This window comes from Xanthobacter luteus, from assembly GCF_040049235.1.
Lineage (GTDB): Bacteria > Pseudomonadota > Alphaproteobacteria > Rhizobiales > Xanthobacteraceae > Xanthobacter.
This window is the reverse complement of the sequence record NZ_JBDZDO010000007.1, coordinates 56,826-69,865: the sequence shown is the minus strand read 5'-3', so window position 1 is coordinate 69,865 and position 13,040 is coordinate 56,826. Positions and strand designations below refer to the sequence as shown.

The 13,040-nt window shown below is 74.3% G+C and carries 12 protein-coding genes and 1 riboswitch; of the genes, 9 read left to right on the top strand and 3 right to left on the bottom strand.

All coding sequences use genetic code 11. From position 1 onward, the window contains the following. Positions 1-12: 12 nt before the first annotated feature. Positions 13-249, bottom strand: coding sequence for a (2Fe-2S)-binding protein (locus ABLE88_RS19735; RefSeq protein WP_348833445.1), 237 nt, complete (start codon positions 247-249; stop codon positions 13-15). 284 nt (positions 250-533) lie between these two features. Further along, positions 534-2,993 (bottom strand): PAS domain-containing protein, encoded by a 2,460-nt coding sequence (locus ABLE88_RS19730; RefSeq protein ID WP_348833444.1) that lies wholly within the window; start codon positions 2,991-2,993, stop codon positions 534-536. A gap of 200 nt (positions 2,994-3,193) precedes the next feature. On the opposite strand from ABLE88_RS19730, the gene ABLE88_RS19725 reads away from it, so the two are divergent. The 6 genes from ABLE88_RS19725 to rfaE1 all read left to right on the top strand — a co-directional run bounded on the left by ABLE88_RS19725 (position 3,194) and on the right by rfaE1 (position 9,579). Beyond that, entirely contained in the window at positions 3,194-3,733 is a 540-nt protein-coding gene (locus tag ABLE88_RS19725; protein WP_348833443.1) for a phasin family protein, read from the top strand. Positions 3,734-3,940: 207 nt separating this feature from the next. After that, positions 3,941-4,414, top strand: a complete 474-nt coding sequence (locus tag ABLE88_RS19720) for a phasin (RefSeq protein ID WP_348833442.1) — start codon at positions 3,941-3,943, stop codon at positions 4,412-4,414. Positions 4,415-4,710: 296 nt separating this feature from the next. Continuing rightward, the gene (gene waaF / locus ABLE88_RS19715; RefSeq protein ID WP_348833441.1) at positions 4,711-5,733 is read left to right on the top strand and encodes a lipopolysaccharide heptosyltransferase II; all 1,023 of its coding nucleotides are present in this window, start codon (positions 4,711-4,713) and stop codon (positions 5,731-5,733) included. Beyond that, positions 5,730-6,749: a lipopolysaccharide heptosyltransferase I gene (gene waaC / locus ABLE88_RS19710; protein ID WP_348833439.1), complete on the top strand. Its 1,020-nt coding sequence runs from the start codon at positions 5,730-5,732 to the stop codon at positions 6,747-6,749. The genes waaF and waaC overlap by 4 nt, the downstream gene beginning before the upstream one ends. A gap of 376 nt (positions 6,750-7,125) precedes the next feature. Next, positions 7,126-8,109, top strand: coding sequence for an ADP-glyceromanno-heptose 6-epimerase (gene rfaD, locus ABLE88_RS19705; RefSeq protein ID WP_348833692.1), 984 nt, complete (start codon positions 7,126-7,128; stop codon positions 8,107-8,109). A 30-nt stretch (positions 8,110-8,139) separates the two neighbouring features. Next, positions 8,140-9,579 (top strand): D-glycero-beta-D-manno-heptose-7-phosphate kinase, encoded by a 1,440-nt coding sequence (gene rfaE1, locus ABLE88_RS19700; RefSeq protein ID WP_348833437.1) that lies wholly within the window; start codon positions 8,140-8,142, stop codon positions 9,577-9,579. A 90-nt stretch (positions 9,580-9,669) separates the two neighbouring features. Here rfaE1 and argE read toward each other — a convergent pair whose 3' ends face one another. Further along, a complete protein-coding gene (argE, locus tag ABLE88_RS19695; protein WP_348833435.1) occupies positions 9,670-10,827 on the bottom strand; it encodes an acetylornithine deacetylase in 1,158 nt (385 codons plus the stop codon). Between the two features lie 126 nt (positions 10,828-10,953). Then, positions 10,954-11,153, top strand: a riboswitch (cobalamin riboswitch). 50 nt (positions 11,154-11,203) lie between these two features. Here argE and ABLE88_RS19690 point away from each other — a divergent pair. From ABLE88_RS19690 to cobO, 3 genes are read left to right on the top strand one after another with little or no spacing between them, the layout of a single operon-like run. Continuing rightward, the gene (locus tag ABLE88_RS19690; RefSeq protein ID WP_348833433.1) at positions 11,204-11,827 is read left to right on the top strand and encodes a HupE/UreJ family protein; all 624 of its coding nucleotides are present in this window, start codon (positions 11,204-11,206) and stop codon (positions 11,825-11,827) included. A gap of 1 nt (position 11,828) precedes the next feature. After that, positions 11,829-12,401: a bifunctional adenosylcobinamide kinase/adenosylcobinamide-phosphate guanylyltransferase gene (cobU, locus tag ABLE88_RS19685; protein ID WP_510182921.1), complete on the top strand. Its 573-nt coding sequence runs from the start codon at positions 11,829-11,831 to the stop codon at positions 12,399-12,401. After that, complete coding sequence (gene cobO, locus ABLE88_RS19680) at positions 12,398-13,036, top strand: cob(I)yrinic acid a,c-diamide adenosyltransferase (RefSeq protein ID WP_348833432.1); 639 nt, start codon at positions 12,398-12,400, stop codon at positions 13,034-13,036. Before cobU ends, cobO begins: the two co-directional genes overlap by 4 nt. The last annotated feature ends 4 nt before the right edge of the window (positions 13,037-13,040 follow it).

Sequence of the window (13,040 nt, the reverse complement as noted above, 5' to 3'; positions counted from 1 at the left end):
TCGTCGCGTTTGCTATTCCGCGGCGACCAGGCCGGCCAGGGAGGCGACGGGGCATTCCTCGGCGCAGCTGGCGCAGGAATGCGCCTGCACCTGGTCCAGGATCGCGCGGATGGTGCGCGCGCAGCGCCCACATTGGGGGGAGCAGCCGAGGCAGCGATAGATCTCGCCGGGTGTCCGCACGCCGCCGAAATTGGCGCAGGCATCGCGGACCTGATGGTCTGAAAAGACGTTGCACGAACATACGATCATGGTTTGATCCAGATCAGCTTGCTTAGAGCAATTCCAAAAAGGCCATTCTACTTGCATCAAGTTCGCAGAGCGGCAGGCTTGGCGTCAACTCCGTAGAAATGCGACATGGTGGTCGCGCCCCGCCTTGAAAAGAGCGGCGGCTTCTACTTTTAAGCAATTCCATTCTGGCGGCGGGCGGGTGCTTTGCCTTGCCGGAGGCCGCTGGCCTCAAGGCCAGCGCGGCCTGGGACGGGCGGCGATCCAAAGGCGGGGGGCGGCGCCGGGCGCGCGCCGTCCATCACCGGCTAGGGCGCGGCCGGCCCGATTGCCGCGCGGGGCAGGCGCAGGTGCGCCACCACGCCCGCGGCCAGGCCACGCCGCAGGCCGAATGTGCCCCCCAGCGCCTCGGCCTCGTGGGCGAGGCGGGCGAGGCGCAGCGGACCGCCCGGCCTCCGGGGCATCGGGTCCGCCGTGCGGGCCGGCGTCAGCGGATCGAGCGCGCGCGCCCAGTCCACCTCGTCGACCGGCGCCCCGCCATCGGCGATCTCGAGCACCAGCGCGCCGGGATCGTCGGGCGCCGGCAGGACGGCGAGGGCGATGCTCGCGCCCTGCGGGCTCGCGGCGAGCGCATCCTCCAGCATCAGCCGCAGCAGCCGGGCGAGGCGCGGCCCGTCGGCCGCCACCGCCGCGGACGGCGGGTCGGCCGGCGGCAATTCGGCGCGCAGCCGCACCCCGCGCCGACGGGCGGAAGGCTCAAGCAGCGCCAGCGCGTCCCGCGCCAGCGCCGCGAGATCGCACGACGCGGCGGGCGCCGGCTCGGCTTCGGCGAGGCCGCAGAGATCATCGAGGTCGCCGCGCAGCGCCGTGAGCGCCGCGCGGGTGCGCCCGTCGAGGCCGACGGCGGGGGCTTCCCGGGCGGCGGCGTCGCCGGGCAGCAGGGTTTCGAGCGCCGGCCCGAGGCGTGCGCGCACCAGCCGCGCCAAAGCGGCGAGCCGGGCCGGACGGGGATCCGGCGCTTCGGCCGGCACCGCCGGCGGGGCAGGGGCGTCATGCGGGTCCGGCGCCGGCGCCGTCGCGGCGGGCGTGCCGGCAGGAGCTTCGGCGGGACTTTCGGCGCGACCGGCCGCGGGACTTTGGGCCGCCGTTTCCGCAGGGCGCGGCGCCAGCACCACGCAGACCAGCCGGTCCTCGTGCCCGCCCCGCGCCAGGGCGCCGCGCGCCGGGACGAGATCGTCCGCGCCGGCGCGGATCTGAAGGTCGATCACCGTGGTGGCGTCCCCCTCCGCCGCCAAAGCGGCGCCGAGCGCCTGCGCCGCGGCGTTTCGGTCGGCGGGGGCGATCAGGGGCAGGAAGGGCGCGCCCACCAGTTCGCGCGCGGTCCGCGCCAGCAGGCGCCGCGCGGCGGCGTTGGCGAACAGCACCAGGCCGTCCTCCTCGAGCAGCAGCACCGGCCAGGGCACGAGGTCGAGCGCCTCGCGCCGGGCTTGGCTCAGCGCCTCGGCGCGCGCGTCCGCCGCCGGCGCCTCGGCATCGATCCGGCGCGCCACATAGACCAGCGCGTTGCGGCCGTCATAGGGGGCCGCCAGGAGGCGCACCTCCACCGGCACCCGGTCGGCGGTGGCGGTGACGAGGCGCAGCGCGCCGTCGGCGCCGCGCTCGAGGGCGGCGGCGAGGCCGCCGGCGGCCCGGAACGCCGCAAGATCGGCATGGCCGCTCCATTTCAGGAACGTGCGGTTGGCATGGATGGCGGCGCCGTCCTGCTCCACCAGCAGCGCCACCGGCAGCCGGTCGAGCAGCGCCTCGGCCGCCGCGCCGGCGCCCGGCGCCTCGGGTCCCGGCTCGATGGCGCCGGCCCGGAGCGGGTCGGCGGCCGGCGCGGCCGGGCGCTCCTCGCCCCTGGGCCAGTCCTCCACCGCGGCGGCAAGGGTGCGGGCGATCTCCTGGAAGGCCGAGCGCTCGGTGGGCGTGAGCGCGGCCGCTCCGCGCAGCGGCACGACCTTGACGCGCGCGGGGTCGGGCGCCGGCGCCTCGGGCGGCGGCAGATGCAGGCGGGGGCGGCGGCGCGCGAGGCCGAAGCCGCGCATCTCGCCGCGCGCGAGGCTGGGGCCGAGGATCGGCGCGGCGCCCAGCTCCAGCTCCAGCGGCGGGTCGCCGGCGACGACGACGCGCGCGCCGGTGAAGCTCGCGCCGCGCGCGAGCGCCGCCGCGGCGGTCGCGCCGCCGCGCGCGAGATCCTGCGCCTCGAGCTCGCCGAAGGTCGCGCCGATCAGGCGCCCGGCCATGGGGCCGAGGGCGTCGGCGAGCGCCTCCGAGACCGCGAGGATGCGTCCCGCCGCGTCGGCCTGGAAGGTGAAGCGCAGCGGCGCCGCGTCGGCGCTCACCGGGGCCGGCTCGGGACGGGGGGCGGGCGGCGGCGGGGCGGCGCCGTCGAGGCCGGTCACCACGAAGCCGCCGCCGGTGCGGGCGACGCGGAAGGTGAGGGCGCCGCGCGCCGCGGGCGGACGCAGGCGCGCCAGGGTGGCGTCGGGCCGCCCCGGCCCGGCGCCCGCCCGGCGCTGGCCGCCGCGCGCCAGCGCGCGCAGCAGCGGGGCGAGCGCGGGCGGCACGCCGGCGCCGGGCGCGAGCCCGAGCTGGACCGCCGCCGGGTTCGCCTCGAGCACCCGCTCGCCCTGCGCGTCCACGAGGAAGGCGGCAGGCGCGCGCGCGGCGCGCGCGTCCGGGCGCGGCCCGGACAGGTCAAGGGGACGTGATTTCGTCTCCGTCATTCCGTGTTGTCCGCGAATACCTTCGACAATCGCCCGGGCGCCAGATTCGCTTGGCCGGCTATAGTGGCGCGCAATGATTAACGCCGCGGCAATCGTCGGAATTTGACCTCTTTCATATTGCCGAGGACAGGGCCGGGCATACTAAGATCGTGTGGGTGCGCGGCCGCCGGCCGCAGGCCCCAACCCGAGGAGTGACGCCCATGACGAAGATCGGTCCCGACCTGGAGTTGCCCGCGGAGATGCGCGCCATCGCGGAGAAGAACGTGGCCCAGGCGCGCCAGGCCTTCGAGACCCTGTTCAAGAGTGCGCGCGACGCGGTGGGCGACGGCGAGGGGCGGTTCGAGGAGATGCGCACCTCGATGAAGGATCTGCGTCAGAAGACCATCGGCCTGATGGAGGCCAACGTCGCGGCGAGCTTTGACTTCCTGCACAAGCTGGTGACCGCCAAGAGCCCGCAGGAGATGATGAGCCTGCAGGCCGAGTTCCTCTCCAGCCAGATGCAGGCGGTGGCCGAGCAGGCGAAAAGCCTCGGCGCCGAGGCCAAGGCGCTGGGCGAGAGCACCGTGCGCACCCTCGACGAGCACGCCCGCGCCCTCGCCGAGCGCGTCAAGACGCTGAGCGCCACCGCCGCCCAGAACGCCCAGGCCGCGGCCCAGGATCTCAAGGTGATGGGCGAGACCGCCATGCGCGACGCCAAGACCGCGACCGACCAGGCCATCGACCCCAACCGGCCGGGCTGACGCGGTTTCAGACTACCTATTTGTTGTGCGGCGCAAAAATGATTTTGCGCCGCACGGTGCCCTCGGCTATAACAACGTGGGGTCAGGGCCAGCGCCTGGAACCGTGTCGCGTGGAGCCTTTCGCGTTGCCGGACGGTCGCCAGCGGGGCCCGTTCCGCATGCGCCCCCGTCCTCCCAAAGCCGCCCCCCGAGCGACCCGAGGATGCTATGAACGACACCTTCATCAAGGCCTATCAGGACCAGTTGGAAGCGGCCAAGAAGGCCTTTTCCGCCAATGGCATGCCTGCCTTCGAGGTGCCCCCCGCGGTGCGCGAGATCGCCGAAAAGGGCCTCGCCACCTGCCGCGACAATTACGACAAGATGAAGTCTTCGGCCGAGCAGGTGAACGCCGCCTTCGAGGACACCTGCACCACCGCCAGCAAGGGTGTCGCCGCGTTCAACGTGAAGATGCTCGAGGCGCTGCAGACCAACGTGAACTCGTCGTTCGACTATTTCAACGCGCTGCTCGCCTCGAAGACCCTGGCCGAGGCGGTGGAGATTTCCACCAGCCACGCGCGCAAGCAGTTCGAGACCGTCTCCAGCCAGGCGAAGGACCTCTCCGCCCTGGCCCAGAAGGTGGCCGCGGATTCCACCGAGCCCATGAAGGCCTCGGTCGAGAAGACCATCCGCCCCGCCGCCTGATCGCGGCCCCGGCGGCTGCGCGCGCCGCAGGGCGCGCGGCTCCCCATTCCACCGCCGGCGCGTGCCCCCGCGCCGGCGTTTGCATTCCGGCGCCCCATCGCCGGCGCGCCCTTGACGCGGCCGGCTCTCCTGGCGCAGGTTCCGTTCGGCCCGCCTCGCGGGCCGCTCGGGCCGCCATGGCGCCCGCGACGGGGACGGCACCGAGGGTCGGAACAGGGGTCCGCGCGGCGCTCCCGGGGCGGGCGATGGACGGCTCTTTCATTCCTCCAGGCCGGGTGCTCCCCGGCGATCAAGACATGCGCGCCATCGGTTCCGTCTCGCCGCTGCTTCTCGTCGGTCCCGCCTGGGTGGGCGACATGGTCATGGCCGCGAGCCTGGTCGAGGTGCTGCGCCTGCGCGATCCGGGACGCCCGGTGGACGTGATCGCACCGCCCGCCGCGCTGCCCATCGCCCGCATGATCCGCGGCGTGCGCCGCACCATCCCGCTCGGCCTCGGCCATGGCGAGCTCGGCCTCCTGGCCCGCTGGCGCGCCGGCCGCGCGCTGCGGGAGGAGGGCTATTCCAAGGCCATCATCCTGCCGCGCGCCTTCAAGGCCGCCATCATTCCCTTCGCCGCCGGCATTCCCGAGCGCGTCGGCTACAAGGCCGAGCTGCGCTCGCCGCTGCTCACCGACGCGCGCGCCGACCGGGACCGCAAGAGCGCGCGCACCATCGACCGCTTCGTGGCGCTCGGCCTGCCCGAGGCGGCGCCGGCCGCGCCGGCGCCGCGCCCGCGCCTCTATCTGCCCGACGGCATGGCGGACCTGGCGGCCGGCAAGTTCCCGCTGCCCGGCCCGGGGCCGGTGCTGGCGCTGTGCCCGGGGGCCGAATACGGCCCGTCCAAACGCTGGCCGGCCGAGAAGTTCGCGTCGCTGGCGGCCCGCGCGGCGGCCGCCGGCTGGCACGTGCGGGTGGTCGGCTCGGCCAAGGAGGCCCCCGCCGGCGCCGTGATCGCCGCCGCCGCGCCGGGCATCGAGGATCTCACCGGCCGCACCACCCTCATGGAGGCGGCGGCGGTGCTGGCCGCCGCCAGCGTGGTGGTGACCAACGATTCCGGCCTGATGCACGTGGCGAGCGCCCTCGACCGTCGGGTGGTGGCGGTGTTCGGCTCCTCGTCCGAGAAGATGACGCCGCCCACCGCGCCGGGCGCGCGGGTGATCTCGCGGCCCTTGCCCTGCCGGCCGTGCATGAAGCGCGAGTGCCCGCTCGGCACGCTCGCCTGCCTCGAAGGCATCGACGCCCGCGAGGTGTTCGACGCGGCCGAGCGCATCGCCCGATGAGGGTGCTCCTCGTCAAGCTGTCCTCGCTCGGCGACGTGGTCCACGCCTTTCCCGCCCTCACCGACGCCATGGCCGCGGTGCCCGGCCTGCGGGTGGACTGGGCGGTGGAGGAGGCGTTCGCGCCCATCGCCCGGCTGCACCCCGCGGTGCGCGAGGTCATTCCGGTGCCGCTGCGGCGGCTGAAGAAGCGCCCGCTGGCCGCGCTCGGCAGCGGCGAGGCGGCGGCCGCCCGCCGCGCGCTCGCCGGCCGGCGCTACGACGTGGTGATCGACGCCCAGGGCCTGGTGAAGAGCGCGCTCGTCGCCCTCCTCGCGCACGGCCGGCGCCACGGATTCGACGGCGCGAGCGCGCGCGAGGGGCTCGCCGCCCTTGCCTATCACGTCCGCCACCATGTGCCCGAAGTGGAGCACATGGCCGAGCGCATCCGCAAGCTGTTCGCCGCCGCGCTCGGCTATGGGCTGGAGGGCCGTCCGCTGGACACCGGCCTCAGGCCGGACCCGCTGCCGCAGGGCGACGCGCCGCATCTGGTCTTCCTCCACGGCACCACCTGGCCCACCAAGACCTGGACCGTCGCCGGCTGGCGCGCGCTCGCCGCGGAGGCCGAGAAGGCCGGGATGCATGCCCTGGTGTTCACCCAGGGCGCGGCCGAGGAGGCGCGGGCGCGCGCCATCGCCGAGGGCCGCCCGGCGGTGGAGCCGCTGCCGCCGCAGCCGCTGGAGACGCTCATTCCGCTGATCGCCTCGTCCGCCGGGGTGGTGAGCGTCGACACCGGGCTCGGCCATCTGGCCGCCGCCTTCGGCGTGCCCACGATCGGGCTCTACGGCCCCACCGATCCGCGCCTCACCGGCCTCGTCGGCGCGCGGGTCGCCGAGCTGAAATCGCGGCGCGACTGCGCGCCGTGCGAGAAGGCCCGCTGCCGCATCGCGCCGGAAACCGTCGCGGGTCCGCCTTGCCTCGCCGATTTCGAGGCCGCCGCCGTCTGGCGCGCCCTGACGGCGCTGTCCGGCCCGCGCTGAGCCACGTCCTGCTGCACGGCGAGTCCCCGTCCGGCTCATGCCTTGGCCGCCCGCGCGTTCGGACGCGCATCCCCTCCCCCTTGTGGGGAGGGGCAGGGGAGGGGGTGGCGCAAGGCTTCCGAAGCAGGCGCGCGGTGTGCTCCCGGCGGCGCGACCCCCACCCCCTCGCCCCTCCCCACAAGGGGGAGGGGAGCCCGCGCCCCTTTCGCTGTGCCCTGCGCCGTGCGCCGCCCCCGGTCCGGCGCGGCCGATGTCGGCGTGAGACAACACCTTCCGGCGCCGGCTTATGGACAAGCGGGGAGGCGGCGTGGCACACCGGCGGTCCATTGCGAGGGTGCTGAGCCACATGACGCTTTCGCGCGGCCCCGGCCGCGATCTGATGCTGGTGACCGGCGGGGCGGGCTTCATCGGCTCCAACATCGCCCGCGCCTTGGCCGCGGACGGCCGCCGGGTGGTGGTCGCCGACTGGCTCGAGGACGGGCCGAAATGGCGCAACATCGCCGATATCCCGCTCGAGGACGTGATCCGGCCCGAGGCCGTGGAGGGCTTCGTCGCGCGCGCGGGCGGGCTGCTCGCCGGCATCGTCCACATGGGCGCCATCTCCGCCACCACCGAGCGCGACGCGGACAAGATCGTCGCCCGCAACATCCGCGCGACGCTGGATTTGTGGGCGCTGTGCGCGGCAAAGCGCCTGCCCTTCGTCTTCGCCTCCTCCGGCGCCACCTATGGCGACGGCTCCTCGGGCTTTGCCGACGCGGACGATGCCGGCGCGCTGGCGCGCCTCGCCCCGCTCAATCCCTATGGCTGGTCCAAGCTGTTCGTGGACCGCCGGATCATGGCCGACGTGCGCGCCGGCCGGCCGCGCCCGCCGCAATATGCGGGGCTTCGCTTCTTCAACGTCTATGGCCCCGGCGAGGCCCACAAGGGCGACATGCGCTCGGTGGTGCACAAGATCTATCCCGCCGCAGCGGCGGGGGAGGCGGTGACGCTCTTCAAGTCGCACCATCCGGCCTATGGCGACGGCGGCCAGCTGCGCGACTTCATCCATGTGCGCGACTGCGTGGCGGTGGTGCAGTGGCTGCTGGAGAACCCGCAGGTCAGCGGCATCTTCAATGTCGGCACGGGGCAGGCGCGCAGCTTCGCCGACCTCGCCACCGCGGTGTTCGCGGCGCTCGGCACGGCGCCGCGCATCGCCTATGTGGACATGCCGCAGCACCTGCGCGGCGCCTACCAGTATTTTACCCAGGCCGACATGGGAAAGCTGCGCGCGGCCGGCTACAGCGCGCCCTTCACCTCGCTGGAGGAGGGCGTCGCGTCCTACGTGAACGGCCACCTCTCGCGCCGCAACGAGGCCGTCTGATGCGGCGCGCCAAGCAGGGGACGATCCGCCATGGTGCCTGACGGCGCGCCCGGCCCCATCGCCGTGATCGGCGACGTGATGGTGGACCGCTACATCACCGGCTCGGTCTCGCGCATCTCGCCCGAGGCGCCGGTGCCGGTGCTGGTACACGGCCATGAGCGCATCGTGCCCGGCGGCGCCGCCAACGTCGCCGCCAACGCCGCCGCCTTGGGCGCGCGGGTGCGGCTGGTGGGCCTCGTCGGACGGGACCGGGAGGCGGACCTGCTGTGCGCCGCGCTCGCCGCCCATCCCGGCGTCGCCCTCGATCTGATGGTGCGCGACGCCGGCCGGCCGACCATCACCAAGACCCGCGTCATGAGCGGGCGCCAGCAGATCGTGCGCATCGACGCCGAGACCATCGCCCCGCCCGAGGCCGGCCTGCTGGAGGCGCTGCTGGCGGCGGTGGCCGAGGCGGTGCGCGGCGCCCGCGTCCTGGTGCTCTCCGACTATGCCAAGGGCCTGCTCAGCGACACCGTCATCGCCGCCGCCATCGCCGCCGCGCAGGCGGCCGGCGTGCCGGTGGTGGTCGATCCCAAGCGGCGCACCTTCGAGGCCTATCGCGGCGCCAGCCTCGTCACCCCCAACCGCAGCGAGCTCGCCACCGCCACCGGCCTGCCCGACGCCACCGACGCGGAGGCGGCGCGCGCCGCCGAAGCCGCCTCGGCCCAGTTCGGCGGCGACGTGCTGGTGACCCGCGCCGAGAAGGGCATGACGCTGTGGCGCCGCGGCGGCCAGGTGCTGCACGTGCCGGCCAAGGCGCGCGAGGTGTTCGACGTCTCCGGCGCCGGCGACACGGCGCTCGCCGCTCTGGCGGTGTCGCTGGCGGCGGGCCAGCCGCTGGAAGCCAGCGTCCACCTCGCCAATGCCGCCGCCGCGGTGGCGGTGGGCAAGCTCGGCACCGCGGTGGTCACCCGCGCCGAGCTGCTCGCGGCGCTGGAGGAGGCGGGCACGCCCGGCATGGCGCCCGGCGCGCTGCTTTCGGCGCACGATGCGGCGCGCGTCATCGCCGAATGGCGCGCGGCGGGCGCGCGGGTGGTGTTCACCAATGGCTGCTTCGACCTCCTGCATCCCGGCCACGTCGCGCTGCTGGAGGCGGCGGCGCGGGAAGGCGACCGCCTCGTGGTGGCGCTCAACACCGACGCCTCGGTGAAGCGCCTGAAGGGCGAGGGCCGCCCGGTGCAGGACGAGGCGGCGCGCGCCCGCGTCATGGGCGCGCTGCGCTGCGTGGATCTGGTGGTGCTGTTCGACGAGGACACGCCGCTGCGCCTCATCGAGACGCTGAGGCCGGACGTGCTGGTGAAGGGCGCCGACTATCGCGAGGATGAGGTGGTGGGCGCCGACGTGGTGAAGGCCCATGGCGGGCGCGTCGCGCTGGTGCCGCTGGTGGAGGGCCGCTCCACCTCGGCGCTGGTGGCCAAGGCGAAGGGATAGGGTCGGGGAGCCGCGCGGATGGCGCGGGCGGTGGGGACACCCCCACCCCTGCCCGCAAGGGGGAGGTGGCGTCCGGGAGGCGTCGCGGCCTCACGCGCAGTGGGCGATCACCTTCCGCACGAAGGCCTCGCAGGCGGCGAGCTGGCGATCCTCCACATATTCGTCGGCCTGGTGCGCCTGGGCGATGGAGCCCGGCCCGCAGACGATGGTGGGGATGCCGCCCATCTCGGCGAACAGCCCCGCCTCGGTGCCGTAGGCGACCTTGCAATGGTCGTTGCGCCCGGCCCAGGCCTTGGCCAGCACGGCGATGGGCGCGCCCGGATCGGTGGCGAGGCCCGGAAACGCCGCCTTCAGCTCGAACACGATCTCCGCCTCGCGCGCCCGCGCCTTCAGCGCCGGCAGCACCTCGGCGCGGGCATAATCCTCGATCTCGCGCACATAGGCGTCGACGTCCTCCTCGGGCAGCGCGCGCACCTCCCATTCGAGCACCGCGTGGTCGGGCACGATGTTGAGCGCCGTGCCGCCCTTCAGGATGCCCACATGGGCGGTGGAGAACGGCACGTCGTAGAGCCCATCGCGCGGGCCGTCCTTGGCGAGCCGGGCGCCGAGCCGGTGCACCGCCGCCGCGATCAGCGCCGCCGCCTCCACCGCGTTCGCCAGCTCCGGCGCGCGGGAGGAATGGCCCGAGCGCCCGCGCACGATGGTACGCAGGGAGCGCTTGGCCTTGTGGGCGGTCACCACCGCCATCGAAGTCGGCTCGCCGACGATGCAGCCCTCGGCCTTCAGCCCCTCGGCCAGGAACCGGGCGATGAGCGGGCGCACGCCGAGGCAGCCGAGCTCCTCGTCATAGGAGAAGGCGAGGTGGATCGGCTTCTTGAGCGGCCGGGCCGCCATCTCCGGCAGCAGGCCGAGGCAGACCGCGAGGAAGCCCTTCATGTCGCAGGCGCCGCGGCCATAGAGCCGGCCGTCGCGCGCGGCGAGGACGAACGGGTCGGAGGTCCAGTCCTGGCCGTCCACGGGCACGGTGTCGGTGTGGCCGGAGAGGATGATGCCCGCCTCCTGCCGCGGGCCGAGCGTGGCGATCAGGCTCGCTTTGCCCTGGGCCTGATCCTCCACCCGCACGAACGCGACGCCGTTGGCCGCGAGGAACGCCTCCACGTCGGCCACCAGCGCCAGGTTCGGGTTGCGGCTCGTGGTGTCGAAGGCCACCAGGCGGGCGAGCCAATGGCGGGTGAGGGGGGCCGGCATCGCGTCCTCCGGGAATGCCTCTGGCCGGTGACTATAGCCGGCACGGGCCGGCCGCGCGTGCGGCGGCGCACAAAAATCGCGCGCGATTTCCGAACCCTCCGGTTGCCGCGCCCCTGCTGCGGTCCCTATAGTCGCGGCGGTGTCGGTGCCCGCTTCGCGGCGGGCCGAGAGAGGGAATGCGGTGCGGGCGTCGAGCCCAATGCCGCAGCTGCCCCCGCAACTGTCGGCGGATAGTCCCCCCGCAAGAGCCACTGGAGCGATCCGGGAAGGCGCGGGGCGGGCGGCGATCCGCGAGCCAGGAGACCTGCCGCCACCTCAAATCGCCCGCGCGCGGGCTCGTCCAAGGCGCCCTCGGTGGGAGGGCCAAGGAGGTCAAATGTCGAAGCGCCGTACCGTTTCCGCCGTTGCGTCCACAGGCCTCGCGCTGCTCGCCGCGGCGCCGGCCCACGCCCACCACATGATGGGTGGCGAGATGCCGTCCAATGTCATGCAGGGCCTGCTCTCCGGCCTCGGCCATCCGGTGATCGGGATTGATCACCTCGCCTTCATCGTCGGCATCGGCGTGGTGGTGGGCGCGTTCGGGCTGAACCTCGCGCTGCCGGTGCTGTTCGTCGCCGCCTCGGCGCTGGGCGTCGCCATCCATGTGATGGGCGTGTCGGTGCCGGGCTCCGAACTGGTGGTGGCGGCCTCGGTGCTGCTTCTGGGCGTGCTGCTGGCGCGCGCCGCCGCCGTGCCCGTCGGCGCCTGGGCCGCTCTGTTCGCCATCGCCGGCCTGTTCCACGGCTATGCCTACGGCGAATCGATCTTCGGTGCCGAGCAGACCCCGCTCCTCGCCTATCTGGCCGGCCTGGTGATCATTCAGAGCGTGATCGCCGTCGGCGTCGCCTACGCCACCCGTTCGGTGAAGCAGGCGCCGGTGTCGCTCAATGCGCGCCTCGCCGGTGCCGCCGTGGCCGGCGTCGGCATCGCCGCGCTCGCCGGACAGATCATCCCGGGCTGACGTGGCCGCCCCCTCGGGCTTGCGCCAAGACGCGCCGGCGGCCGCGGCCGCCGGCGGCCTCGTCCTGGTCCTCGGCGGGGCGCGCTCCGGCAAGAGCCGGTTCGCCGAGGCGCTGGTGGAGGCCGAACCGGGTCCCTGGACCTATGTCGCCACCGCCCAGGCGCGCGACGGCGAGATGGCGGCGCGCATCGCGCTCCATCGCGACCGCCGGGACGCGGGGTGGCAGACCGTCGACGCGCCGCTGGAGCTTGCCGGCGCGCTCGCCGGCCTGCCGCCGGGCCGGCCGGCGCTGGTGGACTGCCTCACGCTCTGGCTCACCAATCATCTGCTGGCGGACCACGACCTTGAGGCGCAGGCGGACCGGCTGCTTGCCGCCCTCGCCGGGCGGGCCGGGCTGACGGTCTGCGTCGCCAACGAGGTGGGCTTCGGCATCGTGCCGGACAACGCGCTCGCGCGCCGCTTCCGCGACGCCGCCGGGCGGCTCAACCAGCGCATCGCCGGCATCGCCGGCCGGGTGACGCTGGTGGTGGCCGGCCTGCCGCTCGACCTCAAGACGCCGGGAGGCGCCCCATGAGCGATCTCATCCCCGATCCCGCCGGCCCGCTTACCGACGCCGAGGCGGCGCGCCACCGCGCCAAGATGGAAAAACGCAAGGCCGTGCAGGACGCCGAGGTGGCCGGCAAGACCGTGGAGAAGGGGCTGCTCCTGGTGCATACCGGCCCCGGAAAGGGCAAGAGCACGGCCGCCTTCGGCCTCGCTTTGCGCACGCTCGGGCGCGGCGGGCGCGTGGGGGTGGTGCAGTTCATCAAGGGCGCCTGGTCCACGGGCGAGCAAACGGCGTTCGCCGCCTTCGGCGACCGTGTCGCCTGGCACACCATGGGCGAGGGCTTCACCTGGGAGACCCAGGATCTCGCCCGCGACAAGGCCGCCGCCGCCCGCGCCTTCGCCAAGGCGAAGGAGCTGATGGCGGACCCGGGCATCGGGCTCGTCATCCTCGACGAGCTCAACATCGCGCTGCGCTACGACTATCTCGACCTTGGCGAGGTGCTCGCCGCGCTCGCCGCGCGCCGGAGCGGCCTCCACGTGGTGGTCACCGGGCGCAACGCCAAGCCGGAGATGATCGCGGCGGCCGACCTCGTCACCGAGATGGGCCTCGTGAAGCACCATTTCGCCGCCGGGGTGAAGGCGCAGCCCGGCATCGAGTTCTAGCCCG

What these genes read in the sequence shown, in the direction of transcription:
- ABLE88_RS19735 (WP_348833445.1), bottom strand. Translation starts at nt 249, where the DNA reads ATGATCGTATGTTCGTGCAACGTCTTTTCAGACCATCAGGTCCGCGAT.
- ABLE88_RS19730 (WP_348833444.1), bottom strand. Translation starts at nt 2,993, where the DNA reads ATGACGGAGACGAAATCACGTCCCCTTGACCTGTCCGGGCCGCGCCCG.
- ABLE88_RS19725 (WP_348833443.1), top strand. Translation starts at nt 3,194, where the DNA reads ATGACGAAGATCGGTCCCGACCTGGAGTTGCCCGCGGAGATGCGCGCC.
- ABLE88_RS19720 (WP_348833442.1), top strand. Translation starts at nt 3,941, where the DNA reads ATGAACGACACCTTCATCAAGGCCTATCAGGACCAGTTGGAAGCGGCC.
- waaF (WP_348833441.1), top strand. Translation starts at nt 4,711, where the DNA reads ATGCGCGCCATCGGTTCCGTCTCGCCGCTGCTTCTCGTCGGTCCCGCC.
- waaC (WP_348833439.1), top strand. Translation starts at nt 5,730, where the DNA reads ATGAGGGTGCTCCTCGTCAAGCTGTCCTCGCTCGGCGACGTGGTCCAC.
- rfaE1 (WP_348833437.1), top strand. Translation starts at nt 8,140, where the DNA reads ATGGTGCCTGACGGCGCGCCCGGCCCCATCGCCGTGATCGGCGACGTG.
- argE (WP_348833435.1), bottom strand. Translation starts at nt 10,827, where the DNA reads ATGCCGGCCCCCCTCACCCGCCATTGGCTCGCCCGCCTGGTGGCCTTC.
- ABLE88_RS19690 (WP_348833433.1), top strand. Translation starts at nt 11,204, where the DNA reads ATGTCGAAGCGCCGTACCGTTTCCGCCGTTGCGTCCACAGGCCTCGCG.
- cobO (WP_348833432.1), top strand. Translation starts at nt 12,398, where the DNA reads ATGAGCGATCTCATCCCCGATCCCGCCGGCCCGCTTACCGACGCCGAG.